At 69.3% G+C, this 26,976-nt stretch carries 29 protein-coding genes; 19 read left to right on the top strand and 10 right to left on the bottom strand.

Features of this window, described 5'->3' with window-relative positions:
- Window positions 1-87 precede the first annotated feature (87 nt).
- The 4 genes from secA (at window position 88) to AWC03_RS15705 (ending at window position 5,540) form a co-directional block, all read left to right on the top strand.
- Window positions 88-2,913 carry a preprotein translocase subunit SecA gene (secA, locus tag AWC03_RS15720; RefSeq protein WP_085241649.1) on the top strand — a complete coding sequence of 942 codons (2,826 nt, stop codon included), beginning with the start codon at window positions 88-90 and terminating at the stop codon, window positions 2,911-2,913.
- 155 nt (window positions 2,914-3,068) lie between these two features.
- Window positions 3,069-3,824 carry a methanethiol S-methyltransferase gene (mddA, locus tag AWC03_RS15715; RefSeq protein WP_085241648.1) on the top strand — a complete coding sequence of 252 codons (756 nt, stop codon included), beginning with the start codon at window positions 3,069-3,071 and terminating at the stop codon, window positions 3,822-3,824.
- Window positions 3,825-3,895: 71 nt separating this feature from the next.
- Window positions 3,896-4,378 (top strand): cation:proton antiporter regulatory subunit, encoded by a 483-nt coding sequence (locus AWC03_RS15710; RefSeq protein WP_085241647.1) that lies wholly within the window; start codon window positions 3,896-3,898, stop codon window positions 4,376-4,378.
- A gap of 4 nt (window positions 4,379-4,382) precedes the next feature.
- Entirely contained in the window at window positions 4,383-5,540 is a 1,158-nt protein-coding gene (locus AWC03_RS15705) for a cation:proton antiporter (protein WP_085241646.1), read from the top strand.
- A 9-nt stretch (window positions 5,541-5,549) separates the two neighbouring features.
- On the opposite strand, the gene AWC03_RS15700 is transcribed toward AWC03_RS15705, so the two are convergent.
- Window positions 5,550-6,098: an Rv3235 family protein gene (locus tag AWC03_RS15700; protein WP_085241645.1), complete on the bottom strand. Its 549-nt coding sequence runs from the start codon at window positions 6,096-6,098 to the stop codon at window positions 5,550-5,552.
- Window positions 6,099-6,283: 185 nt separating this feature from the next.
- Between AWC03_RS15700 and AWC03_RS15695 the strand changes: the two genes are divergently transcribed.
- The 9 genes from AWC03_RS15695 to AWC03_RS15655 all read left to right on the top strand — a co-directional run bounded on the left by AWC03_RS15695 (window position 6,284) and on the right by AWC03_RS15655 (window position 15,504).
- Window positions 6,284-7,702, top strand: coding sequence for a WS/DGAT/MGAT family O-acyltransferase (locus tag AWC03_RS15695; protein WP_085241644.1), 1,419 nt, complete (start codon window positions 6,284-6,286; stop codon window positions 7,700-7,702).
- A gap of 110 nt (window positions 7,703-7,812) precedes the next feature.
- Window positions 7,813-8,607, top strand: a complete 795-nt coding sequence (gene ppk2, locus AWC03_RS15690; RefSeq protein ID WP_244275518.1) for a polyphosphate kinase 2 — start codon at window positions 7,813-7,815, stop codon at window positions 8,605-8,607.
- A 1-nt stretch (window position 8,608) separates the two neighbouring features.
- The gene (locus AWC03_RS15685) at window positions 8,609-9,127 is read left to right on the top strand and encodes a DUF6912 family protein (protein WP_085241642.1); all 519 of its coding nucleotides are present in this window, start codon (window positions 8,609-8,611) and stop codon (window positions 9,125-9,127) included.
- A gap of 11 nt (window positions 9,128-9,138) precedes the next feature.
- Window positions 9,139-9,489 carry an FAD binding domain-containing protein gene (locus AWC03_RS15680; protein WP_338067424.1) on the top strand — a complete coding sequence of 117 codons (351 nt, stop codon included), beginning with the start codon at window positions 9,139-9,141 and terminating at the stop codon, window positions 9,487-9,489.
- A gap of 176 nt (window positions 9,490-9,665) precedes the next feature.
- Window positions 9,666-10,859: a ferredoxin reductase gene (locus AWC03_RS15675; protein ID WP_420845676.1), complete on the top strand. Its 1,194-nt coding sequence runs from the start codon at window positions 9,666-9,668 to the stop codon at window positions 10,857-10,859.
- A 97-nt stretch (window positions 10,860-10,956) separates the two neighbouring features.
- Complete coding sequence (locus tag AWC03_RS15670; RefSeq protein WP_085241640.1) at window positions 10,957-12,252, top strand: fatty acid desaturase family protein; 1,296 nt, start codon at window positions 10,957-10,959, stop codon at window positions 12,250-12,252.
- Window positions 12,253-12,298: 46 nt separating this feature from the next.
- The gene (locus tag AWC03_RS15665; RefSeq protein ID WP_085241769.1) at window positions 12,299-13,363 is read left to right on the top strand and encodes an AraC family transcriptional regulator; all 1,065 of its coding nucleotides are present in this window, start codon (window positions 12,299-12,301) and stop codon (window positions 13,361-13,363) included.
- A gap of 80 nt (window positions 13,364-13,443) precedes the next feature.
- Window positions 13,444-14,940: a flavin-containing monooxygenase gene (locus AWC03_RS15660; RefSeq protein ID WP_085241768.1), complete on the top strand. Its 1,497-nt coding sequence runs from the start codon at window positions 13,444-13,446 to the stop codon at window positions 14,938-14,940.
- Between the two features lie 27 nt (window positions 14,941-14,967).
- On the top strand, window positions 14,968-15,504 hold the full coding sequence (locus tag AWC03_RS15655; protein WP_085241639.1) for a hypothetical protein: 537 nt from the start codon (window positions 14,968-14,970) through the stop codon (window positions 15,502-15,504).
- Here the strand turns inward: AWC03_RS15655 and AWC03_RS15650 are convergent.
- The 3 genes from AWC03_RS15650 to AWC03_RS15640 are packed head-to-tail and all read right to left on the bottom strand — an operon-like array spanning window position 15,501 to window position 18,252.
- The gene (locus tag AWC03_RS15650) at window positions 15,501-15,986 is read right to left on the bottom strand and encodes a DUF302 domain-containing protein (protein ID WP_085241638.1); all 486 of its coding nucleotides are present in this window, start codon (window positions 15,984-15,986) and stop codon (window positions 15,501-15,503) included. The genes AWC03_RS15655 and AWC03_RS15650 overlap by 4 nt on opposite strands.
- Complete coding sequence (locus AWC03_RS15645; RefSeq protein WP_085241637.1) at window positions 15,983-17,071, bottom strand: NmrA family NAD(P)-binding protein; 1,089 nt, start codon at window positions 17,069-17,071, stop codon at window positions 15,983-15,985. The genes AWC03_RS15650 and AWC03_RS15645 overlap by 4 nt, the downstream gene beginning before the upstream one ends.
- A gap of 5 nt (window positions 17,072-17,076) precedes the next feature.
- A complete protein-coding gene (locus AWC03_RS15640) occupies window positions 17,077-18,252 on the bottom strand; it encodes a thiolase family protein (RefSeq protein WP_085241636.1) in 1,176 nt (391 codons plus the stop codon).
- Between the two features lie 95 nt (window positions 18,253-18,347).
- Here AWC03_RS15640 and AWC03_RS15635 point away from each other — a divergent pair, with 95 nt between their 5' ends.
- On the top strand, window positions 18,348-18,821 hold the full coding sequence (locus tag AWC03_RS15635) for a winged helix-turn-helix transcriptional regulator (protein WP_085241635.1): 474 nt from the start codon (window positions 18,348-18,350) through the stop codon (window positions 18,819-18,821).
- Here the strand turns inward: AWC03_RS15635 and rsgA are convergent.
- Both rsgA and aroA read right to left on the bottom strand, forming a co-directional pair.
- Window positions 18,808-19,788 carry a ribosome small subunit-dependent GTPase A gene (gene rsgA, locus AWC03_RS15630; RefSeq protein ID WP_085241634.1) on the bottom strand — a complete coding sequence of 327 codons (981 nt, stop codon included), beginning with the start codon at window positions 19,786-19,788 and terminating at the stop codon, window positions 18,808-18,810. The genes AWC03_RS15635 and rsgA overlap by 14 nt on opposite strands.
- Window positions 19,785-21,068, bottom strand: coding sequence for a 3-phosphoshikimate 1-carboxyvinyltransferase (gene aroA / locus AWC03_RS15625; protein WP_090422826.1), 1,284 nt, complete (start codon window positions 21,066-21,068; stop codon window positions 19,785-19,787). Before aroA ends, rsgA begins: the two co-directional genes overlap by 4 nt.
- 69 nt (window positions 21,069-21,137) lie before the next feature.
- Here aroA and AWC03_RS15620 point away from each other — a divergent pair, with 69 nt between their 5' ends.
- Window positions 21,138-21,911 (top strand): SOS response-associated peptidase, encoded by a 774-nt coding sequence (locus AWC03_RS15620; RefSeq protein ID WP_085241632.1) that lies wholly within the window; start codon window positions 21,138-21,140, stop codon window positions 21,909-21,911.
- On the opposite strand, the gene AWC03_RS15615 is transcribed toward AWC03_RS15620, so the two are convergent.
- The 3 genes from AWC03_RS15615 to AWC03_RS15605 all read right to left on the bottom strand — a co-directional run bounded on the left by AWC03_RS15615 (window position 21,908) and on the right by AWC03_RS15605 (window position 23,573).
- Window positions 21,908-22,159, bottom strand: coding sequence for a hypothetical protein (locus AWC03_RS15615; protein WP_085241631.1), 252 nt, complete (start codon window positions 22,157-22,159; stop codon window positions 21,908-21,910). The two genes, AWC03_RS15620 and AWC03_RS15615, sit on opposite strands and share 4 nt — an antisense overlap.
- A 64-nt stretch (window positions 22,160-22,223) precedes the next feature.
- The gene (locus AWC03_RS15610) at window positions 22,224-22,712 is read right to left on the bottom strand and encodes a YbaK/EbsC family protein (RefSeq protein ID WP_085241630.1); all 489 of its coding nucleotides are present in this window, start codon (window positions 22,710-22,712) and stop codon (window positions 22,224-22,226) included.
- Window positions 22,713-22,724: 12 nt separating this feature from the next.
- Complete coding sequence (locus AWC03_RS15605) at window positions 22,725-23,573, bottom strand: SDR family oxidoreductase (RefSeq protein WP_085241629.1); 849 nt, start codon at window positions 23,571-23,573, stop codon at window positions 22,725-22,727.
- A 302-nt stretch (window positions 23,574-23,875) separates the two neighbouring features.
- On the opposite strand from AWC03_RS15605, the gene AWC03_RS15600 reads away from it, so the two are divergent.
- On the top strand, window positions 23,876-24,523 hold the full coding sequence (locus tag AWC03_RS15600) for a sigma-70 family RNA polymerase sigma factor (RefSeq protein WP_167542796.1): 648 nt from the start codon (window positions 23,876-23,878) through the stop codon (window positions 24,521-24,523).
- A 146-nt stretch (window positions 24,524-24,669) separates the two neighbouring features.
- Window positions 24,670-24,900: a mycothiol system anti-sigma-R factor gene (gene rsrA, locus AWC03_RS15595; protein WP_244275519.1), complete on the top strand. Its 231-nt coding sequence runs from the start codon at window positions 24,670-24,672 to the stop codon at window positions 24,898-24,900.
- 7 nt (window positions 24,901-24,907) lie between these two features.
- Here the strand turns inward: rsrA and AWC03_RS28335 are convergent, their stop codons facing one another.
- On the bottom strand, window positions 24,908-24,982 hold the full coding sequence (locus AWC03_RS28335; protein ID WP_011728008.1) for a 50S ribosomal protein bL37: 75 nt from the start codon (window positions 24,980-24,982) through the stop codon (window positions 24,908-24,910).
- Window positions 24,983-25,188: 206 nt separating this feature from the next.
- Between AWC03_RS28335 and AWC03_RS15590 the strand changes: the two genes are divergently transcribed.
- Window positions 25,189-25,404 (top strand): biotin/lipoyl-binding carrier protein, encoded by a 216-nt coding sequence (locus AWC03_RS15590; RefSeq protein WP_085241766.1) that lies wholly within the window; start codon window positions 25,189-25,191, stop codon window positions 25,402-25,404.
- Window positions 25,405-25,457: 53 nt separating this feature from the next.
- A complete protein-coding gene (locus tag AWC03_RS15585) occupies window positions 25,458-26,957 on the top strand; it encodes a sensor histidine kinase (RefSeq protein WP_085241765.1) in 1,500 nt (499 codons plus the stop codon).
- Window positions 26,958-26,976: the final 19 nt, after the last annotated feature.

The raw sequence follows: 26,976 nt of genomic DNA, 5'->3' as shown, positions 1-26,976 counted from the left end.
GCCCCCGCGGGGTTGTCACCTACCATGGGAGTCGCCTTATAGAGACTCCTACCAACAGGGGAACATCCCGAAAAAGGGGACAACACCGTGCTGTCGAAGTTGCTGCGCCTCGGCGAAGGTCGCATGCTCAAGCGTCTGAAGCGGGTGTCGGACTACGTCAACACCTTGTCCGACGAGGTCGAGAAGCTGACCGACGCGGAGCTGCGCGCCAAGACCGACGAGTTCAAGAAGCGGCACGCCGACGGCGAGAGCCTCGATGACCTGCTTCCCGAGGCGTTCGCGGTGGCCCGCGAGGCGGCCTGGCGGGTGCTCGACCAGCGTCCCTTCGACGTGCAGCTGATGGGCGGCGCGGCGCTGCACTTCGGCAACGTCGCCGAGATGAAGACCGGTGAGGGCAAGACCCTGACCTCGGTGTTGCCCGCCTACCTCAACGGCATCGGCGGCAAGGGCGTGCACATCGTCACCGTCAACGACTACCTGGCCAAACGCGACAGCGAGTGGATGGGCCGCGTGCACCGCTTCCTCGGCCTGGACGTCGGGGTGATCCTGGCCCAGATGACGCCCGACGAGCGCCGGGTGGCCTACCACGCCGACATCACCTACGGCACCAACAACGAGTTCGGCTTCGACTACCTGCGCGACAACATGGCGCATTCGCTCGACGACCTGGTGCAGCGCGGGCACAATTTCGCCATCGTCGACGAGGTCGACTCCATCCTGATCGACGAGGCCCGCACCCCGCTGATCATCTCCGGGCCCGCCGACGGCGCCTCCAACTGGTACCTCGAGTTCGCCCGGCTGGCGCCGCTGATGGAGAAGGACGTCCACTACGAGGTGGACCTGCGCAAACGCACCGTCGGCGTACACGAGCTCGGCGTCGAGTTCGTCGAGGACCAGCTCGGCATCGACAATCTGTACGAGGCCGCCAACTCGCCGCTGGTCAGCTACCTCAACAACGCGCTGAAGGCCAAGGAGCTGTTCAACCGCGACAAGGACTACATCGTCCGCGACGGCGAGGTGCTCATCGTCGACGAGTTCACCGGCCGCGTGCTGTATGGCCGCCGCTACAACGAGGGCATGCACCAGGCCATCGAGGCCAAGGAGCACGTCGAGATCAAGGCCGAGAACCAGACGCTGGCCACCATCACGCTGCAGAACTACTTCCGGCTCTACGACAAGCTGGCCGGCATGACCGGTACCGCCCAGACCGAGGCGGCCGAGCTGCACGAGATCTACAAGCTGGGCGTGGTCCCCATCCCGACGAACAAGCCGATGATCCGCACCGACTGCTCCGACCTCATCTACAAGACCGAGGAGGCCAAGTACATCGCGGTGGTCGACGACGTCGCCGAGCGCTACGAGAAGGGCCAGCCGGTGCTGATCGGCACCACCAGCGTCGAGCGCTCGGAGTACCTGTCGCGGCAATTCCAGAAGCGCCGCATCCCGCACAACGTGCTCAACGCCAAGTACCACGAGCAGGAGGCGGGCATCGTCGCCGTGGCGGGCCGCCGCGGCGGCATCACGGTGGCCACCAACATGGCCGGCCGCGGCACCGACATCGTGCTGGGCGGCAACGTCGACTTCCTGACCGACCTGCGGCTGCGGGAGCGCGGGCTGGATCCGGTGGAGACCCCCGACGAGTACGAGGCGGCCTGGCACGAAGAGCTGCCGATCGTCAAGGAGGAGGCCGGCAAGGAGGCCGCCGAGGTGGTCGAGGCGGGCGGCCTCTATGTGCTGGGCACCGAGCGGCACGAGTCGCGCCGCATCGACAACCAGCTGCGCGGCCGCTCCGGCCGCCAGGGCGACCCGGGCGAGTCCCGCTTCTACCTGTCGCTGGGCGACGAGCTCATGCGCCGGTTCAACGGCGCCGCGCTGGAGGCGATGCTGAACCGGCTGAACCTGCCCGACGACGTGCCGATCGAGGCCAAGATGGTCACCCGGGCGATCAAGAGCGCCCAGACCCAGGTCGAGCAGCAGAACTTCGAGGTCAGAAAGAACGTCCTCAAGTACGACGAGGTGATGAACCAGCAGCGCAAGGTGATCTACGCCGAGCGCCGCCGCATCCTGGAGGGCGAGAACCTCAAGGAGCAGGCGCTGGACATGGTCCGCGACGTGGTCACCGCCTACGTCGACGGCGCGACGTCCGACGGCTACGCCGAGGACTGGGACCTGGAGGCGTTGTGGACGGCCCTGAAGACGCTGTACCCGGTCGGCATCGACCACGAGACGTTGATGCGCCTGGACGCCGAGTCCGAGCGCGATGATCTCACCCGCGAGGAGTTGCTCGACGAGCTGCTCAAGGACGCCGAAAACGCTTATGCTGCAAGGGAAGCCGAGCTCGAGGAGATCGCCGGCGAGGGCGCGATGCGGCAGCTGGAGCGCAACGTGCTGCTCAACGTCATCGACCGCAAGTGGCGCGAGCACCTCTACGAGATGGATTACCTCAAGGAGGGCATCGGGCTGCGCGCCATGGCGCAGCGCGACCCGCTGGTGGAATACCAGCGCGAGGGCTACGACATGTTCATGGCGATGCTCGACGGCATGAAGGAGGAGTCGGTCGGGTTCCTGTTCAACGTCACCGTCGAGGCGGTGCCGTCCCCGCAGATCGCGCCGATGGAAGCGCCGGAGGGGCTGGCGGAGCTCGGGGCCGCCGAAGAGCAGCCCGCCACACCCGCGGCTGCCCGCGAGGAGGCCCCGCCGCAGTTGCGTGCCAAGGGGATTGACAACGCCGCGCCGGCCATGACCTACTCCGGCCCGTCGGAGGACGGCTCGGCGCAGGTGCAGCGCAACGGCGGCGACGGCCAGAAGACGCCGGCCGGCGTGGCGGGGGGAGGTTCCCGGCGCGAGCGCCGTGCCGCCGCCAGGCAGCAGGGCCGCGGCGCCAAGCCGCCCAAATCGGTCAAGCGCCGCTAGGGCTTTCCGCCGAGCGTGAAGCCACCTTCACACTCGGCGCCGAGCGTGAAGGTAGCTTCACGCTCGGACTGGTCAAAATTGCCTAGCGCCCGCCTTCGCGAAGATGAGGCAATCGACCTATAGGCGAGCGCGCCCGCGCGGCGGACACTTAGCCCATGAAGCGATACCTGACGCTTGGCTACGGCGCCGCGGCGTACCTGCTCTTCCTCGCGGCCTTCTTGTATCTCATCGGCTTCCTGGGAAACTTCGCGGTGCCACGAAGCGTCGATCATGGGCCCGCCGCGCCCCTCGCCACGGCCGTACTGATCAACGCGGCGCTGCTGGCCGCGTTCGGGGTGCAGCACAGCGTGATGGCCCGCCCCGCATTCAAGCGATGGTGGGTCCGCGTCGTGCCGTCACCGATCGAACGCAGCACCTATGTGCTGCTGTCCAGCGCGGTGCTGGCCCTGCTGTACTGGCAATGGCGAACGATGCCGACGGTCATCTGGGACGTGCGGCAGCCGGCCGTCCGCGCGGTGTTGTGGGCGCTGTTCTGGCTCGGCTGGGCCATAGCGCTGCTCTCGACGTTCCTGATCAACCATTTCGACCTGTTCGGGCTCCGGCAGGTGTATCTGGCTTCGCGCCAAGAGCCCTATACCAGCGTCGAATTCCGCGTCCGCCTGCTCTACCGCGTGGTGCGCCACCCCCTGATGCTCGGCATGGTCATCGCGTTCTGGGCCGCGCCCGTCATGACGGCCGGGCACCTGCTGTTCTCGACGGGCATGACGATCTACGTCCTCGTCGCCACGCAGCTGGAGGAGCGTGACCTGGTCGCGACGCTCGGTCCCCAGTACCGCGACTACCGCCGCGAGGTGTCGATGCTGCTGCCGATTCCGCGCCGGCAGCCCACCGGCGTGGCCCGGCAGGGCTGATTCACAGCAGTTCTCTAGGAGCCCCGCGATCCGGCGACCGCACCACCGGCCGACCTGTCAGGATTGACCGCATGGATGTCAAGGAGGTGCTGCTGCCGGGCGTCGGCCTTCGCTACGAATTCACCGACCACAAGGGCGACCGCATCGGCATCATCGCGCGGCGAAGCGGCGAGTTCGAGGTCGTCGTCTATGCCCGGGAGGACCCGGACGAGGCCCGGCCGCTCCTGCAGCTCAGTGACGAAGAGGCCGAGGCGGTGGCCCAGATCCTGGGGGCGCCCCGGATCGCCGAGCGGTTCACCGAGCTGGCCCGCGAAATACCCGGACTCGAGACGGGTCAGGTCCACATCCTGGCCGGCAGCCCGTTCGTCGGCCACCCCCTGGGCGACACCCGCGCCCGCACCCGCACCGGCGCCTCCATCGTCGCGATCGTGCGCAACGAGGAGGTGCTCGCCTCGCCCGGCCCGGCCGAAACGCTGCACGCCCGAGACGTTTTGATCGTCATCGGCACCCATGACGGCATCGCCGGCGTCGAACAGATCATCGACAAGGGCTGAGCCGGTGCAGGTTTCGTGGGCGCTGCTGCTCGAGCTCGGCGCCCTCCTGGCCACGCTGGCCGTCCTGGGCGGCGTCGCGCGCCGGTTCGCGTTGTCCCCGATCCCGGTCTACCTGTTGGCGGGCCTGTCGCTGGGAAAGGGCGGGATCCTTCCGCTGGACGCCGGGGGCCAGTTCATCACGACCAGCGCGCCCATCGGCGTGGTGCTGCTGCTGCTGACCCTGGGCCTGGAGTTCTCCGCGGCGGAATTCGCCGCCAGCCTGCGCCACCACCTGCCCTCCGCGGGCGTCGACGTCGTCCTCAATGCCACGCCCGGCGCGATCGCCGGCTGGCTGCTGGGACTGGACGGGGTGGCGATCCTGTGCCTGGCCGGGGTCACCTACATCTCCTCGTCGGGCGTCATCGCGCGCCTGCTGGAGGACCTGCGCCGGCTCGGTAACCGGGAGACCCCGGCCGTGCTCTCCGTTTTGGTCCTCGAGGACTTCGCGATGGCGGCCTACCTGCCGCTGTTCGCCGTCCTGGCCTCGGGGGGCGGTTGGCCGCACGCCGTCGTGGGCATGGTGGCGGCGGTGGCCGCGCTGTTGGCGGCGTTCGCCGCGTCCTACCGCTGGGGCCACCACGTGGGCCGGTTGGTCGAACACCCCGAGTCCGAACAGCTCCTGCTGAGGGTGCTGGGCATCACCTTGATCGTGGCGGCCGTGGCGGAATCCCTGCACGCGTCGGCCGCGGTGGGCGCCTTCCTGGTGGGCCTGACGCTCACCGGGGAGACGGCGAACCGGGCGCGCCAGGTGCTGGGTCCGCTGCGGGACCTGTTCGCCGCCATCTTCTTTCTGGCGATCGGCTTTTCGGTGGATCCGAAGGAGCTGATCCCGATGCTGCCGGCGGCGCTGATCCTGGCCGCGGTGACCGCGGCGACCAAGGTCGCCACCGGGGTCTTCGCCGCCCGGCGCGACGGGGTGGCGCGGCGCGGACAGCTGCGCGCGGGCACCGCGCTGATCGCCAGGGGCGAGTTCTCGCTGATCATCATCGGGTTGGCGGGCACGTCGATCCCCGCGGTCGCCGCGCTGGCGACGTCGTACGTCTTCGTCATGGCGATCGCCGGGCCGGTGCTGGCCCGCTACACGGGCGGCCCGCTGGCGCCCAGCGCCGGTCCCGTGCGCTGACCTGACGGGTCAACCGATGTGCAGGGCCACCACGAGCCACCTTGTCCCGGAATCGGCGGGGACCCGCTCGACGCGGCAGGCGATGGCGTGGATCCGGTTCCCGCGGCTGTACGAGCCGCAGACCTCCGCCGCGGAGTCGGGGTCCCGGTGCCCGGCCGGCTGCAGCCGCATCCGTCGCAGCACCGCGGCGCCCCGCTGACCGGTGGCCGAATGGCCCGCCGCGAGCACGGAATCCACCAGGCTGGGCGCCAGCAGGGGCCGCAGCTGGGCGGCCGGCCGGCGGCGGTCGATGACTTCCAGGACCCGGCGCAGCGCCGCGTCGGCGAACGCCGCGGCCTGCCGCATCGGCGCCGACACGGCGGCGCGGGCCTCGGCCGCCGGCCTTCCGGGCGGGTGGGGCCGGCGCGGCGCGTGGGTGCTGCGCCGCAGCGACGGCGCGCGGGGCGATCGCCGGCAGGCCGGGGCATTGCGCGGTACGTCTTGCGCCGGAGGCTCGTAGTCGACGACGGGCGAGACGGCGAAGGCGTCGGGCGGACGCACGACGGGACTGGTGTTCAACGCGCACTCTCCAACTCGACGGCCGGACCTCAGAGCCCGCTGGAGAGTGGCAGGCAGTGGTCATCATGGCACAACTCGCGCCCGCGCGTACCCGCGCTCGGCCGGGCCCCGGCCCGGCGATTACCGTGGGCGGGAAATCTCCCTCAGCGACGCCGGCGATGATTCGACGAGGAGGACAGCGCCCTATGGTGACCCGGTTGTCCCCATCGGACGCGGCGTTTTACCGGCTGGAGAACACGGCCACCCCGATGTACGTCGGATCGCTGTCGATCCTGCGCCGTCCGCGCGCGGGATTGAGCTACGAGACGCTGCTGTCCACGGTGGAACGGCGGTTGCCGCAAATCCCGCGCTACCGGCAGAAGGTGCGCGAGGTGCGGGTGGGCCCGGCCCGGCCTGTGTGGATCGACGACGCCGACTTCGACATCACCTATCACGTGCGGCGCTCGGCGCTGCCCTCCCCGGGCAGCGACGAACAGCTGCACGAGCTGATCGCCCGGCTGGCCGCCCGGCCGCTGGACAAGTCGCGGCCGCTATGGGAGATGTATCTGGTCGAGGGCCTGGCCAAGAACCGGGTCGCCCTCTACACCAAGTCGCATCAAGCCCTGATCAACGGCATGGCGGCGCTGGAGATCAACCACGTCATCGCCGATCGCACCAGGCGCCCGCCGGCCCTGGTCGAGGACATCTGGGTCCCGGAACGCGACCCGGGCAACGCGCGGCTGATCTTCGGGGCCATCGGCGACTGGTTCGTGGGGCCGACCACCCAGCTGCAGGCCGTCGGGTCGACGATCGGCGGCCTGGTGACCAACCATGGCGAACTCCTGGCCGCGGGTCGCCGGGTCGTCGATTTCGCGCGGACCGTGGCGCGCGGCACCGCGCCGAGCAGCCCGCTCAATGCCAACGTGTCCCGGCACCGGCGATTCACGGTCGCGAGCTGCAACCTCGACGACTACCGCACCGTGCGCGCGCGCTACGACTGCGACGTCAACGATGTCGTGCTCGCGGTGATCGCCGGCGCCCTGGGCAACTGGCTGATGTCACGCGGGGTGGCGGTGTCGCCGACCGCGACCGTGCGCGCCATGGCGCCGCTGTCCATTTACGCCGACAGCCAGCTCGACGCGACCGGCCCCGGCCAGGCCATCGGCCAGGTGATGCCGTTCCTGGTCGACCTGCCGGTGGGGGAGCCGAACCCGGTGGTGCGGCTGTCGCAGATCGCGCACGCCACCGAGTCGAACCCGACGGCCGCCCGCCTGGTGGACGCCAGGACCATCGTCACCCTGTCCGGATTCGCGCCGCCGACGCTGCACGCCATGGGCATCCGGGTCGCCACCAGTTTCCCCAGCTTCTCCAGGCGGACGTTCAACCTGCTGATCACCAATGCGCCGGGGGCCCAGTCGCAGATGTACATCGCCGGCACCAAATTGCTGGAGACCTACGGCGTCCCGCCCCTGCTGCACAACCAGGCGCTGGCCATCAGCGTGACGTCCTACAACGGCATGCTGTATTTCGGCATCAACGCCGACCGCGAAGCGATGAGCGACGTCGAGCTGCTGCCGGGCCTGTTGAGCCAATCGCTCGAGGAATTGCTGGAAGCTTCCCGGTAATTAGTCACGGTGAAAATCGGTGGCCGGTTCTATCATTCGTTGATGTGAGCACTGCGACGAAGAGCGCCAAGGCGAGGCCGGCGAAATCAACTGCGGCAAACGCGCCCAGGATTTCCGATGAGGTATACGAAGCTGAATTGTTCCGACTGCAAACGGAATTGGTGAGGCTACAAGAATGGGTGCGCCATACCGGCCAGCGCCTGGTGGTCGTTTTCGAAGGCCGCGACGGGGCGGGCAAGGGCGGCACCATCAAGCGGATCACCGAATACCTCAATCCGCGGGTCGCCCGCATCGCGGCGCTGCCCTCGCCGACCGACCGGGAGCGGGGCCAGTGGTATTACCAGCGCTACATCGCCCACCTGCCCGCCAAAGGGGAGATCGTGTTGTTCGACCGGTCGTGGTACAACCGCGCCGGCGTGGAGAAGGTCATGGGATTCTGCACGCCCCAAGAGCATGCGCTGTTTTTGCGGCAGACCCCGATCTTCGAGCAGATGCTCATCGACGACGGGATCCTGCTGCGCAAATACTGGTTTTCGGTTTCGGAGGGCGAGCAGCTCCGCCGGTTCAAGGCGCGGCTGAACGACCCTGTGCGGCAATGGAAACTGAGCCCGATGGACACCGAATCGCTGTACAAGCGGGAGGATTACTCACGCGCCAAGGACGAGATGATGGTGCACACCGATACCCCGGTGAGCCCTTGGTATGTCGTGGAATCGGACATCAAAAAGCACGCGCGGCTGAATATGATGGCGCACCTGCTGTCGACGATCCCGTATCACGACGTCGAGCGGCCTCGGGTCAAACTGCCCAAGAACCCGGTGGTGAGCGGCAACTACCGGCGCCCGCCACGCGAGCTGTCCAAATACGTCGACGACTACGCGGCCACACTGATCGGGAATTCGTGACATGACGGTCGTCTACATTCCGGCGACGCTGGCCATGCTTGAGCGGCTGGTCGCCGACGGCTCTTTGCGGCCCGTCAACGGCACCGCGTTCGCGGTGACCCCGACCTTGCGCGAGGCGTACGCCGAGGGCGACGACGACGAGCTCGCCGAGGTCGCGCTGCGCGAGGCGGCGCTGGCCTCGCTGCGCCTGTTGGCGGACTCGGAAGCCGAAGGGGCCGGCGCGACCGGCTCCCTGCCGCCGCGGCGCGCGGTGCTGGCCGCCGAGGCCGGCGACGTCAGCTACCGGCCCGACCTCGACGACGCGGTGGTGCGGCTCGGCGGGCCGGTCGCGCTCGCGGACGTGATCGCCGCGTACGTCGACAACCCCGGCGCCGAGCCGGCGGTGACGAAGGCGATCGAGGCCATCGACGCCGCCGACCTGGGCGACGAGGACGCCGAGTTGATCGTCGGCGACGCGCAGGACCACGACCTGGCGTGGTACGCCAACCAGGAGCTGCCGTTCCTGCTCGAGCTGCTGTAGGGCAGCGGTGCGTGGCCACGAATCCCTCCGACATGGCGGTGGCCTTGACGATCCTCGATGCCGTGGTGCATGTGGTGGGCCCCGGCGGCGCGCGCCGCATTCCGATCGGGGAGTTCTTCCGCCTGCCCGGCGAGACACCGGAGATCGACAATGCCCTCGAGCCCGCCGAACTGATCGTGGGCGTCGAGCTCCCGCCCTCGCCGTACCCGGCGAAATCCTGGTACCTGAAGGTGCGGGACCGGCACAGTTACGCGTTCGCGCTGGTGTCGGTGGCGGTCGGCGTCGTGCTGTCCGACGGTGTCATCGCGTCGGCGGCGATGGCGCTGGGCGGGGTGGCGCCCAAGCCGTGGTCCGGGCGTTGACGCTCGCCGCCGGTGCGGCCGGCTAGGTCAGTCCCCCACAAGGCGCGGGCGCGCACCGCGGTGATCGAGCACGCCGCGGCCGGCGGGGCATGTGATCGCGCCCACCGAACACTGGCTACGCAACCGTAGGTTACGGTACCGTAGGTTTCGTGAGGCCCACAGAGTCGACCACAATGGTGAGCGCAAGCAAGACGCAGCATCGTGAGCAGGAGCTTCCACTGGGCAGACGTAACCCCTCGATTACGGGCAACGTCGTCGACACCAAGCGGCCGGTGGTCGCGGGCGCTGAGCGGCATCCCGGCTGGCATGCGCTGCGCAAGCTGGTCGCACGCATCACCACGCCGCTGTTGCCCGACGACTATCTGCATCTGGCCAACCCGCTGTGGTCGGCGCGCGAACTGCGCGGACGCATCCTCGAGGTGCGCCGCGAGACGGAGGATTCCGCCACCCTGGTGATCAAGCCCGGCTGGGGCTTCAACTTCGATTACCAGCCCGGCCAGTACATCGGGATCGGCCTGCTGATGGACGGGCGCTGGCGCTGGCGGTCGTATTCGCTCACGTCCAGCCCGGCCGAGACGTCCGGATCCGGCTCGACGCGCACGGTGACCATCACCGTGAAGGCGATGCCCGAGGGGTTCCTGTCCACCCATCTGGTGGCGGGCGTCGAACGGGGGACCATCGTCCGGCTGGCCGCCCCACAGGGCAACTTCGTGCTGCCCGACCCGGCGCCGCCGTCGATTCTGTTCCTCACCGCCGGATCGGGGATCACGCCGGTGATGTCGATGCTGCGAACCTTGGTGCGCCGCAACCAGATTGGTGACATCGCGCACGTGCACTCCGCGCCGACCGAGTCCGACGTGCTGTTCCGCGCGGAGTTGGCGGCGCTGGCCGACGAGCATCCGGGCTATCGCCTGACGCTGCGGGAAACCCGCTCCCAGGGCCGGCTCGACCTCGCGCTGCTGGACCGCGAGGTGCCGGACTGGCGCGACCGCCACACCTGGGCGTGCGGGCCGGAGGGCATGTTGGCCCAGGCGGAGAAGCTCTGGTCGGCGGCGGGCGTCGGCGACCGGCTGCACCTGGAACGGTTCGCCGTGTCCAAGGCCGCGCCGGCGGGGGCCGGCGGCATGGTCACCTTCGCACGAAGCGGCCGCGCCGTCGCCGCAGACGCCGCGACGTCGTTGATGGACGCCGGCGAGGGTGCCGGCGTGCAGATGCCTTTCGGCTGCCGGATGGGTATATGTCAGTCGTGCGTGGTCGGCCTCGTGGAGGGCCACGTGCGTGACCTGCGCACCGGCGCGGAACACGACCCGGGGACGCGGATTCAGACCTGTGTGTCTGCCGCCTCGGGCGATTGTGTGCTCGACATCTAACTGCTACTCACAGGTAACCTACGGATTCGTAGGTTACGATAGCGTAGGTCTGGATCTGGTTTTCGAACCGACAAATCGACCGCAGGGAAGGAAGACGATGGCGATCACCGACGTCGACGTATTCGCCCATCTGACGGACGCCGACATCGAGAGCCTGGCCGTTGAGCTGGACGCCATCCGCCAGGAGATCGAAGACTCTCGCGGCGAGCGGGACGCCCGCTACATTCGCCGCACCATCGCGGCGCAGCGCGCGCTGGAGGTATCGGGCCGGCTGATGCTGACCGCGAGTTCCCGCCGCTCGGCGTGGTGGGCGGGGGCCGTCACCTTGGGCGTGGCCAAGATCATCGAGAACATGGAGATCGGCCACAACGTCATGCACGGCCAGTGGGACTGGATGAACGACCCGGAGATCCACTCCTCGACATGGGAGTGGGACATGAGCGGGTCGTCCAAGCACTGGCGCTTCACTCACAACTTCGTGCACCACAAGTACACGAACATCCTCGGGATGGACGACGATGTCGGCTACGGCCTGCTGCGTGTCACCCGGGACCAGCGCTGGAAGCGCTTCAACCTGTTCAACCTCGTCTACAACACCATGCTCATGCTCCTGTTCGAGTGGGGCGTCGGCCTGCAGCACGTGGAACTCGGCAAGATCGCCAAGAGGCGGATGGACCACGACGACGCCCGGCAGCGGGTCGACGAGTTCCTGGCCAAGGCGGGCCGGCAGGTGCTCAAGGACTACGTCGCGTTCCCGGCGCTGACCGCGCTGTCACCCGGCGCCACATACACCTCGACGCTGAAGGCCAACGCGGTGGCCAACGTGATCCGCAACGTGTGGGCCAACGCGGTAATCTTCTGCGGCCATTTCCCCGACGGCGCCGAGAAATTCACCAAGACCGACATGATCGGCGAAACCCGGGGCCAGTGGTACCTGCGCCAGATGCTGGGCAGCGCCAACTTCGACGCCGGGCCGGTGCTGCGGTTCATGAGCGGCAACCTGTCCCACCAGATCGAGCACCACCTGTTCCCGGATCTGCCCAGCAACCGGTACGAGGAGATCGCGGTGCGGGTGCGCGAGGTGTGCGACAAGTACGACCTGCCTTACACCACGGGCTCGTTCCTGGTGCAGTACGCCAAGACGTGGCGCACGCTGGCCAAGCTGTCGCTGCCCAACCAGTATTTGCGCGACAGCGCCGACGATGCGCCGGAAACGCGCAGCGAGCGCATGTTCGCCGAGTTGGAGCCCGGCTTCTTGGGCACCGACCCGGAGACCGGCCGGCGGCGCGGGCTCAAGACCGCCATCGAGACCGTGCGGGGGTGGCGGCGGGCCAAGCGCGCGCAGCGCGATGCGCGCCGGGCCACCGACGGCGCCGACGGCCTCGCGGCCTAGCGTTTTCGCGCCAACCGGCGCATCGTCCTTCGCCATACTGGGATACGTGCAGGTCTTCGTCGGGTCGCAGGTCTCCCACTGGGATTTCCCGCGCAGCACGGCCAGCGTCGCGTTGATGGCCGAGTTCGGTTCCCGCAACGGGCTTGCCCTGGCGGACGTCCTCGCAGGGTCCGGCCTGTCGGAGGCCGACCTGCGCGACCACGACCGGATGATCGTCGGGCGCCAGGAGTTGGCCGTCGCGACCAACCTGGTCAGCCTGCTGGGTGACGCCGCCGACCTCGGGGTGCGGGTGGGCGGCAGCTATCACGTCGGCTCGTTGGGCATCTTCGGCTTCGCCTGCCTCACCAGTTCGACGCTGGGCGACGCCGTCCGGTTCGCGGCCCGGTTCTACGAACTCAGCTACGGCTTCGGCCTGCCCACGGTCACGGTCGACGGGCCGGTGGCGGCCATGCGGCTGGACCTGCCCGACCTGACCGGTCCGGTCGCGCAATTCCTGGTCCGGCGCGACCTGGTCGCGATCGCCCGGGTCATGGCGGAGATGCTGGGCCGACCCGTCCCGTTCACCTCCATCGAGTTCGCGGGCCCCGCGCCGTCGTCGGGGGATGCCCTGGCGCGCAAGGAATTCGGCGTGATGCCGAGTTACGACGCGCCGGCCAACGTGGCGCGCTGGCCGGCCGCGCTGCTGGACAACCCGCTCCCGCGGGCCAGCGCGAGCAGCGTCGCCATGTGCGAGCAGCAGTGCCGCGCCCTGCTGGAGCGCCGCCGGCTGCGGACCGGCGTCTCGCGCCGAGTGCGTGAGCGGCTGGCGTCGATCGACGGCGAACCCCACACCATCGCGGCCGTCGCGCGGCAGTTGGCGATGAGCGAGCGGACGCTGCGCCGGCGGCTGGCCGAGGAGAACACCACGTTCCGGGATCTGGCCGAGGAGGTCCACCGGGTCCTCGCGGAGGAGCTGCTGGCGACGGGCGCGTTGTCGGTCGAGGACGTCGCGCTGCGGCTGGGCTACGCCGAGTCGACGAGCTTCATCGCCGCGTTCAAACGCTGGACGGGCACCACCCCGGCGCGCTACCAGCGTTCGGTCGCGCCGCGGGCCCGGCTGGCCGCCGGCTGAGAGAGGCGTGGCCGGAATGATGGATTTGCCGACCGCAATCGGCTGCCGGCGGGGTGCAGTTCGCCCCTAACGTGGGCCTCATGACTTCGACCATGAGCAAGCCTCGCGTGCTGGTGATCGGCGCCGGCTTCGGTGGCCTGGCCGCCGCCTACGAGCTGTCCCGGGACGGCCTGGCCGATGTGACCGTGCTGGAGAAGGCCGACGACATCGGCGGCGTGTGGCGGGAGAACACCTACCCCGGGGCGGCCTGCGACGTCCCGTCCAACCTGTACTCCTACTCCTTTTCCCGTAAGACCGACTGGGGGCGCCGGTACGCCGAGCAGCCCGACATCCTGCGCTACATCCACGACACCGCCGACCGGTTCGGCCTGCGCGACCTGGTGCGCACCGGGGTCGAGGTGACCTCGGCCCGCTACGACGACGGCGCCGCCACCTGGCGGGTGGAGACGTCGGCCGGCGAGGCGTTCGAGGCCGACGTGCTGGTGCCCGCGGTCGGCCAGCTGTCGCGGCCGGCGCTGCCGAACATCCCGGGGCTCGATGCCTTCGAGGGACCGGCGTTCCACTCGGCGCAGTGGCGCCACGACGTCGACCTGGCCGGCAAGCGCGTCGCGGTGCTCGGCACCGGCGCATCGGCAATCCAGTTCGTCCCGCGGATCCGCGAATCCGCCGCGCATGTCACCGTCTTTCAGCGCTCCGCGCCGTACATCATCCCCAAGCCCGACCGGGCCTACACCGGCGCGCACCACGCCGCCTTCCGCGGCGTGCCGGGGTTCGCCGCCGCGATGCGCGGGCTGATCTGGGAGATCTCGGAGTTCTTCGGCCTCGCGCTGACCAAGGTGGCCCCGCTCGCCCGGTTGATCGGCGTCGTCGCGTCCGCGCACCTCAAGCACCACATCAAGGATCCGGTGCTGCGGGCCAAGCTCACGCCCGACTACCCGGTCGGCTGCAAGCGGGTGCTGTTCAGCAACGACTGGTATCCCGCACTGGCCAGCGACAACGTCGACGTCGAGACCGACGCCATCACCGAGGTGACGGCCACGGGTGTGCGCACCATCGACGGCCGGCTGCATGAAGTCGACGTGATCATCTACGGCACCGGGTTCAAGGCGACCGAATTCCTTGCGCCCATGACGATCACCGGCCGTGACGGGCGTGACCTGCAGGCCGAATGGGCCCAGGGGGCGCGCGCCCACCTCGGCATGGCCGTACCGGGTTTCCCGAACATGTTCTTGATCTACGGCCCGAACACCAACCTCGGCAGCAGCTCGATCATCCTGATGATGGAGCAGCAGGCCCGCTACATCCGCCAGCTCACCGAGGAGCTCGCCCGCGGGGGCGTGGTCCGCGCGTTCGAGGTCCGACGCGCGGTGGAGCAGGCCTACGACGCGGAGGTTCAGTCCCGCCTGGATGCCGGCGTATGGACCACCTGCGACTCCTGGTACCGCACGGCCTCCGGCCGCGTCACCACCAACTGGCCCGGCCTGGTGCACGAATACCAGCGCCGCACCCGGACCGCGGTGCTCGCGGACTACGAGGTGGTGGTGCCCGAGCGCGCGGCCAAGAAGGTCGGCGCCTGACGCGACGGCCGGACTACGCTCGAAAACATGCTCGCAGCGTTCGGATTCGAAACCATGGGTGTCGTCGTCGGGGACATGTTCTTCGTCGACCCGCGCCCGCTCGAAGGTCAGGAAACCCCGGAGCGGGGAGTCAGGCTGGAACTGCGCCTCGTCGACCGCGACGAGCCGCAGGGGTCGATCTACGCCGGGGTTCCGATCTGCTTCAACCGCCCGGTGTGGCGGGTGGACCTGTTCGGGTCCACCGAGAGCCCGCCGGGCACGCTCGACCGGGCCCATCACCATCCGCGGTTCGAGGGTTGGGAACCCGGCCGCCGGCATTTCGTACCCGAGCTGTCGGCCGACCCCGTGTCCTGGCTGGCCGGCCAGCTGGCCGACCCGGCCGCCGTGCTGGCCCGGGCGGGCGTCGACCCCGACGAGGTCAGCGAGGCCGACAAGGCCGGCCTCGCCGCCGCGGCCCCGGAGATCGTCACCGCGGTCAAACGGATGCTCGACGGCGTCCGCGACGGGGCATTGGCCCCGATACCCGCGGAGCCGGTGGCCGCGGCCCGCACCGGCTGGCTCTAGCCGGTCACCGTCGCGGCCAGGGCGGCCAGCTTGGCGTCGAGTTGTTCTGCGGCGCCGAGCAACTCGGGATTGGGTGCGACTACCATCAGCGACGACGGCTTGACGTAGGTCAGGCTGCTGCCGGCGCCCTCGTCGGCAATCAGCAGCTCGACGGGAGCGAACAGGCCCGCGGTCACGTCGTGGCGCAGCATCGTGATCGCGATCAACGGGTTGCCGAGGATGACGCGGACCGCCCTGCGGTCGATGCCCGCCTTGGCGATCCACGCGCCGTGGTCGACGACACCGAAGAGCATGAATCCGCTTGGCCCGACGTGGGATTCGACCCGCTGCCGGTAGGGCTCCCAGTCGCCGGTGCTCGTCGCGATGTCGTTGATGGGGACAGGCTGCTCGCCGATGTCGGCCAGTAGGGCGGCCAACAGCTCGTCGTAGCTCTTGGTGCTGTCGTAGCGCACCCGCACGCCGGTGAAACGGATCTCGGTCATAATTTTCCCGCCCTCATATCCTCGCCGATCTTCAGGATCGGAGTCCGGTTGTCCGGTTGAACCCTCTCCCAAAGGCCGCCCTTTCCCAGCGCTCTTCCCCGCTCGTCCTCTCTTCGGAACCACTCCTCGGCGCTCCTGATCCGGGTCGGGTGCACCTCATCGAGCAGGCCGTAATCGCGTTCAACCACTCCGTATTTCCAGAGGTTCCAGAATCCGGTGAAGTTGTCGCGGACGTTCATGGTGCTCTTGTCATTTGGGTCCGCGTTGTACCCGGCGGGCGCATCTGCGATCCTGCTGAGGGGTCCCTCCCTCCAGTAGGTGTCCAAATCGGTGTCGACGTACCGCGCCGGATGTCCGGTCACCCTCTCAAACGCCGCGGCAAGATCCGCATAGCCGATGTGGTCGACGGCGACCTCGAGGTCCATGCCGTTCGCGCGCTCGGGATGGTCGAAGAGCCAGCGGACGTAATGTCCGCAATCCTCGAGAGCCACATGGGGCACGGCACCCTCGCCGAGCGGAACCCGCCACGTCACGACACCGTCCTCGACGGTGGGCGTCATGGGTGTACCGGGTGAGATCACCATCTCGATGTACGGACCCGACGTGAAGACCGCCGCCCCCATCCGAGCGCCGTTCACCTGATTCTGGGACAGGATCCACTCACCGATCCGGCCCTTGCCGTCGTAGTGGCCGGTCCGGAATCGGGAGTCGTATCCCGATTTCTTCAGCCCATAGTCCAGGTTGCCGTAGACGAAGAATTGGATGCCTTCTTCGATGGCGATCTCGTAGCACCGGATGGCCCAATAGGTCTCGGTCTTCTCACCGGCGTTGAACCCGTCGAGGTTGATGTACGCCCCGTCGCAGCCGCGGAGCCCTTCCCGCAGCACGTCTTCGTCGGCGAATGAGCCTTCCACTACGGACACGTTGTCGAGGGCGAGCAGTTCCTTCGCTCGTCGGGAGCCGGGGTCGCGGCTGAGGAATCGAACAGCGTATCTCTCGTGGGCGACCAGCGCGCGGACGATGGGCATGCCCTGGGCGCCCGTGCCGCCGATGACGAAGATTCTCGAGATGCTGGGCGACGCCATCGTCGTCAGCCCAACCGCTCGATGATGGTCGCGTTGGCCATGCCGCCGCCCTCGCACATCGTCTGCAGCCCGTACCGGCCGCCGCGCTGCTCGAGCGCGTTGACCAGCGTGGTCATGATGCGGGCACCGCTGGCGCCCAGCGGGTGACCGATCGCGATGGCACCGCCGTTGACGTTGGTCTTGGCCAGATCGGCGCCGGTGTCGTGCGCCCAGGCGAGCACGACGGGCGCGAAGGCCTCGTTCACCTCGAACAGGTCGATGTCGGCCAGCGTCAATCCGGCCCGCTGCAGCACCTTTTCGGTCGCCGGGATGACCCCGGTCAGCATGTAGAGCGGGTCGGAGCCGACCACCGTGGTGGTGTGGATGCGGGCCAGCGGGCGCAGGCCCAGCCTGCCGGCGACCTCGCTGCTGGTGATCATGACGGCGGCGCTGCCGTCGGACAGCGGCGAGGAGTTGCCCGCGGTGATCTCCCAATTGATCTGCGGGAAGCGGGCGCTCATCGCCTCGCTGTAGAAGGCGGGCCGCAGCCCGGCCAGCGTCTCGACCGTCGTGCCGGGCCGGATGAATTCGTCGGCGGCCAGCCCCGCGATCGGAATCAGCTCGTTGTCGAAGAGCCCGTCCTTGGTGGCGCGGGCGGCCTTGTCGTGGCTGGTGGCGGAGAACTCGTCGAGCTGGGCGCGCGAGAATCCCCACTTCGCCGCGATCAGCTCGGCGCTGATGCCCTGCGGCACCAGGCCTTCGGGGTAGCGCCGGGTCATGTCGTCGCCGAACGGGTTGCTGCCCGGCAGCACCGAGGTGCCCATGGGGACGCGGCCCATCGACTCCACGCCGGCGGCGACGACGAGGTCGTAGGCGCCGGAGATGACGCCCTGGGCGGCGAAGCTGATGGCCTGCTGGCTGCTGCCGCACTGCCGGTCGATCGTGACACCGGGGACCGACTCGGGGAAGCCGGCGCCCAGCAACGCATTGCGGGCGATGTTGACCGCCTGGTCGCCGACCTGCGCGACCGCACCGGCGATGACGTCGTCGACCTGCGCCGGGTCCACGCCGGTGCGCCTGAGCAGTTCGCGCAGGCTGTGGGCGAGCAGGTCGGCGGGCAACACGTCATGCAGCGCGCCGCTGGGTTTGCCCTTGCCGATGGGGGTGCGGACGGCTCCGACGATGACGGCGTCGCGGTTCATGGCTCCTCCTCGAGTCCCACGGATCTAGGTATAGACTGCTGTACCCAGGTAACCACCTAGGTACACTAAAAGCAACCCAGAGGCGGAGGTGATCTATGACACTGCTGCAGGGTCCGCTGGCCGACCGCGACGCGTGGTCGGCCGTGGGCGAATGCGCGATCGAGAAGACCATGGCGGTGGTGGGCACCAAGTCCGCGATGCTGATCATGCGCGAGGCCTACTACGGCACGACGCGCTTCGACGACTTCGCCCGCCGGGTGGGGATCACCAAGGCCGCCACGTCCGCGCGGCTGTCCGAGCTGGTCGAGCTGGGGCTGTTGAAGCGCCAGCCGTACCACGAGCCCGGTCAGCGCCGTCGCGAGGAATACGTGCTCACCGAGGCCGGCATCGACTTCATGCCGGTGGTGTGGGCGATGTTCGAGTGGGGCCGGCGTCACTTGCCCGGCCGCCATCGCCTTCGCCTGACCCATCTGGGTTGCGGTGCCGATGCGGAGGTCCAAATGCGCTGCACCGAAGGGCATTTGGTGCCGCCCGACGAGCTGGGTGTGCGGCTGGCTAAGTCTGATTGAGCGCGGCCAGCAGCCGGCGCGCGGCGGCCACGCGGCGGGCGGCGGGGCCGGACAGCGCGTCGAGCGCGCACTCGGGGTCGGCCGGCGGACCCATGTGTCCGCAGCCGCGTGGGCAGTCCTCGATCGCCCCGGCGAGATCCGAGAAGGCCATCAGCACATCGTCGGGCGCGATGTGCGCCAGCCCGAACGAGCGGATGCCCGGGGTGTCGACGACCCAGCCGGATCCTTCCAGGGGGAGGGCCACCGATTGGGTGGAGGTGTGCCTGCCCCTGCCGATGTCGGTGACCTCGCCGACGGCCCGTTCCGCCTCGGGCACAAGGCGATTCACCAACGTGGACTTCCCCACGCCGGAATGCCCGAGCAGCACGGTGATCTTGCCGGTCAACAGGTCGGCGACGGCGAGCAGCGGATCGTCGCGGCCCGCGACCACCACCGTCAGGTCGAGGTCCACGAACTGCTCGGCGAACGGCTCCGGCGGGGCGAGGTCGGTCTTGGTCAGGCACAGGATCGGCCTCAGTCCGCCGGCGTAGGCGGCGATCAGCGCCCGGTCGACCAGCCCGGTGCGCGGCGGCGGGTCGGCCAGCGCCACCACGATCAGCAACTGGTCGGCGTTGGCGACCACCACGCGTTCGGTGGGATCGGTGTCATCGGCCGTGCGCCGCAACACCGTTCGCCGTTCCCCGCGCCGCACGATGCGGGCCAGGGTGTCCAGCCGCCCGGACAGGTCGCCGACGACGTCGACGTCGTCGCCGACCACGATCGGGGTCCGGCCCAGTTCCCGGGCCCGCATGGCCGTGACCCGCCGGCCGGGGTCCCCGCCGAGCACGCATCCCCAGCGGCCGCGGTCGACGCTGACCACCATCGCGGCCTCGGCGTCGGCGTGCTCGGGACGAGTCTTGGTGCGCGGTCGCGAGCCCCTGCCGGAGCGGACCTTGACGTCGGACTCGTCGTAATCGCCGGGCCTCAAATATCGGACTCCAACATGTGCGCCCACAGCTGCGGGAACTCCGGCAGCGTCTTGGCGGTGGAGCCGATGTCGTCCACCTGGACCCCGGATACCCGCAGCCCGACGATCGCGCCCGCCATCGCCATCCGGTGGTCGGCGTAGGCGCGCCACACGCCGGGCCGCAGCGGCGTCGCTGTGATCACCAGGCCGTCGGGCGTTTCGGTGCAGTCCCCGCCCAGGCGGTTGATCTCGGCGCTGAGCGCGGCGAGCCGGTCGGTCTCGTGGCCGCGCAGGTGGCCGATGCCGGTGAGGCGCGACACCGATCCCGGCCTGGCCAGCGCGGCCAGCGCCGCCATCGTCGGGGTCAGTTCGCCGACCGCGCGCAGGTCGACGTCAAAGCCGTCGTAGTCGGCGGAGCCCTGCACCTCGAGAAACGAATCACCTTGGGAGACAACGGCGTTCAGCTTACCCAGCACGGTCAGGATGTGGTCGGCGGGCTGCACGCTGGCTGCCGGCCAGCCGGTGATGCGCACCGACCCGCCGCTGACCACCGCCGCCGCCAGGAACGGCACGGCGTTGGTCAGATCGGGCTCGACCTCCCAGTGCCGGGCCGCCACCGGGCCGGGCCGCACCCGCCAGCGGTTGGGCACCGAGTCGTCGACGTCCACCCCGGCCTGCCGCAGCATCACCACGGTCATCGCGATGTGCGGCGCGGACGGCAGCGTCGCGCCGGTGTGCCGCACGGTCAGCCCGTCGGCGAACGACGCCGCACACAACAGCAGCCCCGACACGAACTGCGAGGACGCCGAGGCGTCGATGTCCACGGTGCCCCCGGCGACCGATCCGCTGCCGTGTACCCGGAAGGGCAGGCCGGCGCCCTCGATCGGCACGCCCAGGCCACGCAGGGCGTCGAGCAGCGGCGCGATGGGCCGCACCCGGGCCTGCTCGTCGCCGTCGAACTCCACCACCGCCTCGGCCAGCGCGGCCAGCGGCGGGACGAAGCGCAGAACCGTGCCGGCCAGGCCGCAATCGACGCGCGCGCCGGGCCCGGGCGCGATGCGGCCACTGACGGTCAGCTCGGACCCGGTGCCTTCGACGAGCAGGCCCAGGGCGCGCAGGGCGCCGATCATCAGGTCGGTGTCCCGGCTGCGCAGCGCCCCGCTGAGGGTCGGGGCGCCGTTTCCCTGCGCGGCGGCCAGGGCGGCCAGCACCAGCGCCCGATTCGTCTGCGACTTCGAGCCCGGAACGGTCACGGTCGCGTGCACCGGTTGGGTCGCGGTCGGGGCCGTCCACATAGTCACCGGTCCATCATCGCGTGTCGGGGTCCTCTGCCACCAATGGGAGTCGGTGGCTCTGCCACCATGGAAGGTATGTGCGGACGGTTCGCGGTCACCACCGATCCGGCGCTGTTGGCCCAGAAGATCAAGGCGATCGACGAGGCCACCGGGGCCTTCGAAACCGCCGGGGCGCCCAACTACAACGTCGCCCCCACCTCGACCATCGCGACGGTCGTCAGCCGGCACACCGACCCCGACGACGAGCCCACCCGCCGGGTGCGGCTGATGCGCTGGGGCCTGGTACCCCCGTGGGCGAAGGCCGGCGCGGACGGGGCGCCCGAAACGAAGGGGCCGATGCTGATCAACGCGCGCGCGGACAAGGTCACGACTTCGCCCGCGTTCCGGTCGGCCGCCAAGTCGAAGCGGTGCCTGATCCCGATGGACGGCTACTACGAATGGCGGGTCAATGACGCCGCCGCCGGCAAGAAGTCCCGCAAGACGCCGTTCTTCATGTACCGCGAGGACGGCGAGCCGCTGTTCATGGCGGGCCTGTGGTCGGTATGGAAACCAAAGGGGCAACCCGCCAAAGAGGGTTCGCCGCTGCTGAGTTGCACCATCATCACCACCGACGCGCCCGGGGAGCTGGCCGAGATCCACGACCGGATGCCGCTGGTGGTGCCCGAGAAGGAGTGGGACCGCTGGCTGGACCCCGACGCTGCAGCCGACGAAGAGCTGCTCAGCCATCCGCCCGACGTGCGCGGCATCCGCATGCGCGAGATCTCGACGCTGGTCAACAACGTCCGCAACAACGGGCCGCAGCTACTCGAGCCGGTCGGCCCGGAGCCCGAGCAGGCGAGGTTGCTCTAGTTGCTGAGGACCAGCTTCCAGTTGCCGTTGACGTTGCGGTCCGGAACGCACCAGAAGTTGTTCCAGTTTCCCGGCGTCGAGGCCTTCACGCCCGGCCCGGCGTCCTGGCAGGCCTGGCGGGTCGGATAGTTGCCCTCGGTCTGAATCGTGTCGGCGTTGGCGATGCCCACACCGGCGGTGATCAACCCGGAAAAAGCCAGCACACCGGCGGCGACAATCGTCGCGCCGCGGGATCGCTTCGTCGTCATGGCGCGAGCGTAACGCCATGGCGAGAAATCGGCCCGGTTTTCACCGTGGCGTTACGCCCGCGCGCTACGCGCGGATGTCGGCGGTGATCGCGCCGGTCAACCGGACCAGGTCCCGCGGTGACACCCCCACGTCCCAGCCCCGGCGACCGGCGCTGCAGTACACCCGATCCCAGGCCAGCGCGCCCGTGTCCAGGACGGTCGGCAGCGTCCTGCGCTGCCCGAACGGCGACACGGCGCCCACCACGTAGCCGGTCGCGCGCTCGGCGGTGGCCGGCTCGGCCATGCTCGCCTTGGCCGCCCCCAGCGCCGCGGCGGCCGCCTTCAGCGAGAGCCGGGCCGGCACAGGCAGGATCGCGACCGCCAGGCCGCCGGGGATCGCGATGACGAGGGTCTTGTAGATCTGCTCAGCCGCGATGCCGCGCTCCGTGGTCAGCGCGTGCACCGCCTCGTCACCGAACGACCGTTCCCGCGGATCGTGATCGAAGGTGACAACCTGATGCGGCACACCGGCTTTGGTCAGCGCCGCCAGCGCCGGCGTGGCGGCACGGGCCACCGCTAGGCCCCGCTAGGGACCCGTGTATCCCGGCGGGTTCACGCCGTCGACCCAGAAGTCGACGCCGAGCTCGCCACCCGGCACGCAGTTGTAGACCGACAGGTCGGTGACCCCGGACTCCACCAGCACGTCCTCGCACAGCAACGTGTTGCCGGTGTACTCGCGGGCGGGCTTGTTCAGGATGACGTAGGCCGCGTCGGAATACACCTCGGGCTTGCGGGCGCGTCCCATCGCCTCGTCGCCGCCGAGCAGGTTCTGCACCGCGGCGGTGGCCACCAGGGTGCGGGGCCACAGCGTGTTGGACGCGATGCCCGCCTCGCGCATCTCCTCGGCGATCCCCAGCGCGCACAGCGTCATGCCGAACTTGGCCATCATGTACGCGGTCGGCTTCAGCCATTCCTTGCCGAGCAGCACGGGCGGGGACAGCGTCAGGATGTGCGGGTTCTGCGCGGCCTTGAGGTGCGGGATGCAGGCCTGCGACACGGCGTAAGTGCCGCGCACCTGGATGCCGTTCATCAGGTCGAACCGCTTCATCGGTACCTCGGTGATGGACCCCAGGTTGATCGCCGACGCATTGTTGACGCAGATGTCGATGCCGCCGAACTGCTCGACGGTCTTGGCCACCGCGGATTCGACGGACTCCGGGTCGCGGACGTCCCCGACGATCGGCAGCGCCTGTCCGCCCGCCTCCTCGAGCTCCTTGGCGGCGGTGTAGACCGTGCCCGGCAGTTTGGGATGCGGCTCGGCGGTCTTGGCGATCAGGGCGATGTTGGCGCCGTCTTGTGCGGCGCGTTTGGCGATCGCCAGGCCGATACCGCGGCTGGCGCCGGAGATGAACATGGTCTTGCCATTCAGGGACATGGCGTCACATTAACGTCCGGCCGCGCCCGCCCCGATCGGGGGACGGGCGGCGCCGGCTTCGGCGGGAATGAGCACGTCGGGCGCCGCTGTTGAAGCAAGCGGTCTCTGATGTTGCGGAGCGCACCCGGGCAGACACTGTCGGTGCCAGCCTCTAGATTGGGAGGAGCGGTTTGGTGTCAGCGGCGACGAGCCTGTTGGACCGTCCAATGGGTGCCGATCAGTTGGCTTGCTTTCCTGCAAGCCCGGTGGCGCTTTCGGCGCCCTCCGGCGACACCGCAGCAGAAGGGACCGGGGTTATCGACATGGCCGACACAGACGGCGCGACAGCACGCGAGATCCCCGATCCCGCCCCGCCGGAGACGGACGCGGAGCTGCTGGCGCGTTTCGAGCGCGACGCGATCCCCCTGCTGGACCAGCTCTACGGCGGCGCGCTGCGCATGACGCGTAATCCTGCCGACGCGGAAGACCTGCTACAAGAGACGATGGTGAAGGCGTACGCGGGGTTTCGTTCGTTCCGCGCCGGCACCAACCTCAAGGCGTGGCTCTACCGGATCCTGACCAACACCTACATCAACAGCTACCGCAAACGGCAGCGCCAGCCGGCCGAGTACCCGACCGAGGAGATCACCGACTGGCAGCTGGCGTCCAACGCCGAGCACTCGTCCACCGGGCTGCGCTCGGCCGAGGTCGAGGCGCTCGAGGCGCTGCCCGACACCGAGATCAAGGAAGCGCTTCAGGCATTGCCGGAAGAGTTCCGGATGGCCGTCTACTACGCCGACGTCGAGGGCTTCCCCTACAAGGAAATCGCCGAGATCATGGACACGCCCATCGGGACGGTAATGTCACGGCTGCACCGCGGCCGCCGTCAACTGCGTGGGTTGCTGGCTGACGTGGCCAAGGAGCGGGGCTTCAACCGCGGCCACCAGGCACACGAGGAGGTGTCGTCATGAGCCGCGCCGGCGACGATGCAGAACGAAGCGATGCTGTGGGGGCACCTCCCGCTAGCGGGGGAGAGCGGCGCGCATGGGGCGACGTCTCCAGCCCGAGCGACACGTGCCCCAACGATGACGCGCACGGCGCCGTCGGCTGTGCCGAGGTGATCCGGCAGGTCTGGCTCCTGCTCGACGGGGAGTGCACGCCCGAATCGCGGGACCAGCTGCGCCGCCACCTCGAAGCGTGCCCCGGCTGCTTCAAGCATTACGGCCTCGAGGAGCGGATCAAGGCGTTGATCGGCACCAAATGCAGCGGCGACAAGGCCCCCGAAGGCCTGCGCGAGCGGCTGCGGCTGGAGATCCGGCGGACCACCATCATCCGCGAGACGCGGTAGCGGGTCCTCAGGCGTTGGGCCGCTTGCCGTGGTTGGCTTTGCTGTGCTTGCGGTCGCGCTTCTTACGGCCCCGTTTGGCCATTGGTCGAACCCTCCGTTGATTGGTCTTTGATCCGGGCGCGCGGCGCCCGTGAGCCTGCCGCACAGTCTCTCACGGCAGTCGACCGCGGCCATAACGGCCCGGGCGCCGCGGCCGGAAGCGGTCCTGTGGTTCGATATACCCGAGCCTGACGGAAGCTTGATGACCAGCAGCCGGCCTGCGCAATGGCCGCAACGAGTGGGGTGAAGATGGCCGAGGATGTCCGCGCCGAGATCGTGGCCAGCGTGCTCGAAGTCGTGGTGAGCGAGGGTGACCAGATCGGCAAAGGCGACATCGTGGTGTTGCTGGAGTCCATGAAGATGGAGATCCCCGTCCTGGCCGAGGTCGACGGCACCATCAGCAAGGTGAGCGTCTCGGTGGGCGATGTCATCCAGGCGGGCGACCTGATTGCCGTGATCAGCTAGCCCCCGAAAAGGTTGGTAGCCGTCCGTTGCCGGGAATGCCCGGGGAGTGAGTGATGTCGACTCTCGGTGATCTGCTCGCCGAACACACCGTCCTGCCGGGTAGCGCGGTGGACCACCTGCACGCGGTGGTGGGGGAGTGGCAGCTGCTGGCGGACCTGTCGTTCGCCGACTACCTGATGTGGGTTCGCCGCGACGACGGCACGTTGGTGTGTGTGGCGCAGTGCCGGCCGAACACCGCGCCCACGGTGCTGCTCACCGACTCGGTGGGCAGTGTCGTCGACGCCGACCGGCTGCCGCTGGTCGCCGACGCCTTCGAATCCGGCACCGCCCAACGGGATTACGGTGCGGCCGAAGGGGATTCGTTGCTGCCCGGCCCGCATGTGGAGGCCTCCCCGGTGCGCTACGGCGGCCGGGTGGTGGCCGTGCTCACCCGGCATCAGACCGCGGTCGCGGCCGACCGGACGTCGGGCCAACTGGAGACCGCGTACCTGCAGTGCGCGAGCGATCTCGTGCACATGCTCGCCGATGGCACGTTTCCCGACGTGGGGGACGTGGTCATGTCCCGCTCGACCCCCCGGGCGGGGGACGGCTTCATCCGGCTGGACGTCAACGGCGTCGTCGCCTACGCCAGCCCCAACGCGGTGTCGGCCTACCACCGGATGGGCCTGACGACCGAGCTGGAGGGCCGCAACCTGGTCAAGGTGACGCGCCCGCTGATCTCCGACCCCTTCGAGGCCCAGGAGCTCGCCGAGCACGTGCTCGACCTGCTGGCCGGCGGGAAAAGCATGCGGATGGAGGTCGACGCCGGCGGCGCCACGGTGCTGCTACGGACGCTGCCGTTGGTGGTCGACGGCGCCGGAGCCGGGGCGGCGGTGCTGATCCGCGACGTCACCGAGGTGAAGCGCCGCGACCGGGCGCTGATATCCAAGGACGCCACGATCCGTGAAATCCACCACCGGGTGAAGAACAACCTGCAAACGGTGGCGGCGCTGCTGCGGCTGCAGGCCCGCCGGACGGTCAACGCCGAGGGGCGCGAAGCCCTGATCGAGTCGGTGCGCCGGGTCTCGTCGATCGCCTTGGTGCACGACGCGCTGTCGATGTCGGTCGACGAGCAGGTCAACCTCGACGAGGTCATCGACCGGATCCTGCCGATCATGAACGACGTGGCGTCGGTGGACCGGCCCATCCGGATCAATCGGCTCGGCGACCTGGGCGTGCTGGACTCCGACCGCGCGACCGCCCTGATCATGGTGATCACCGAGCTGGTGCAGAACGCGATCGAGCACGCATTCGACCCGGCGGCCGAGGAGGGGTCGGTGACCATCCGCGCCGAGCGGTCGGCGCGCTGGCTCGACGTCGTCGTCCACGACGACGGCCGCGGGCTTCCGGAGGGCTTCAGCCTGGAGACGTCCGACAGCCTCGGCCTGCAGATCGTGCGGACGCTGGTGTCGGCGGAACTCGACGGCACGCTGGGCATGCGCCAGGCCCCGTCCCGCGGCACCGACGTGGTGCTGCGGGTGCCGATCGGTCGGCGGACCCGGTTGGCGATGTAGGCATGACACTTACGCGCCT

It is taken from the genome of Mycobacterium europaeum, from assembly GCF_002102155.1.
In the GTDB taxonomy this organism is placed as follows: Bacteria; Actinomycetota; Actinomycetes; order Mycobacteriales; family Mycobacteriaceae; genus Mycobacterium; species Mycobacterium europaeum.
Note: the sequence above shows the minus strand (reverse complement) of the source record. Positions and strands in the feature narration are given on the sequence as shown.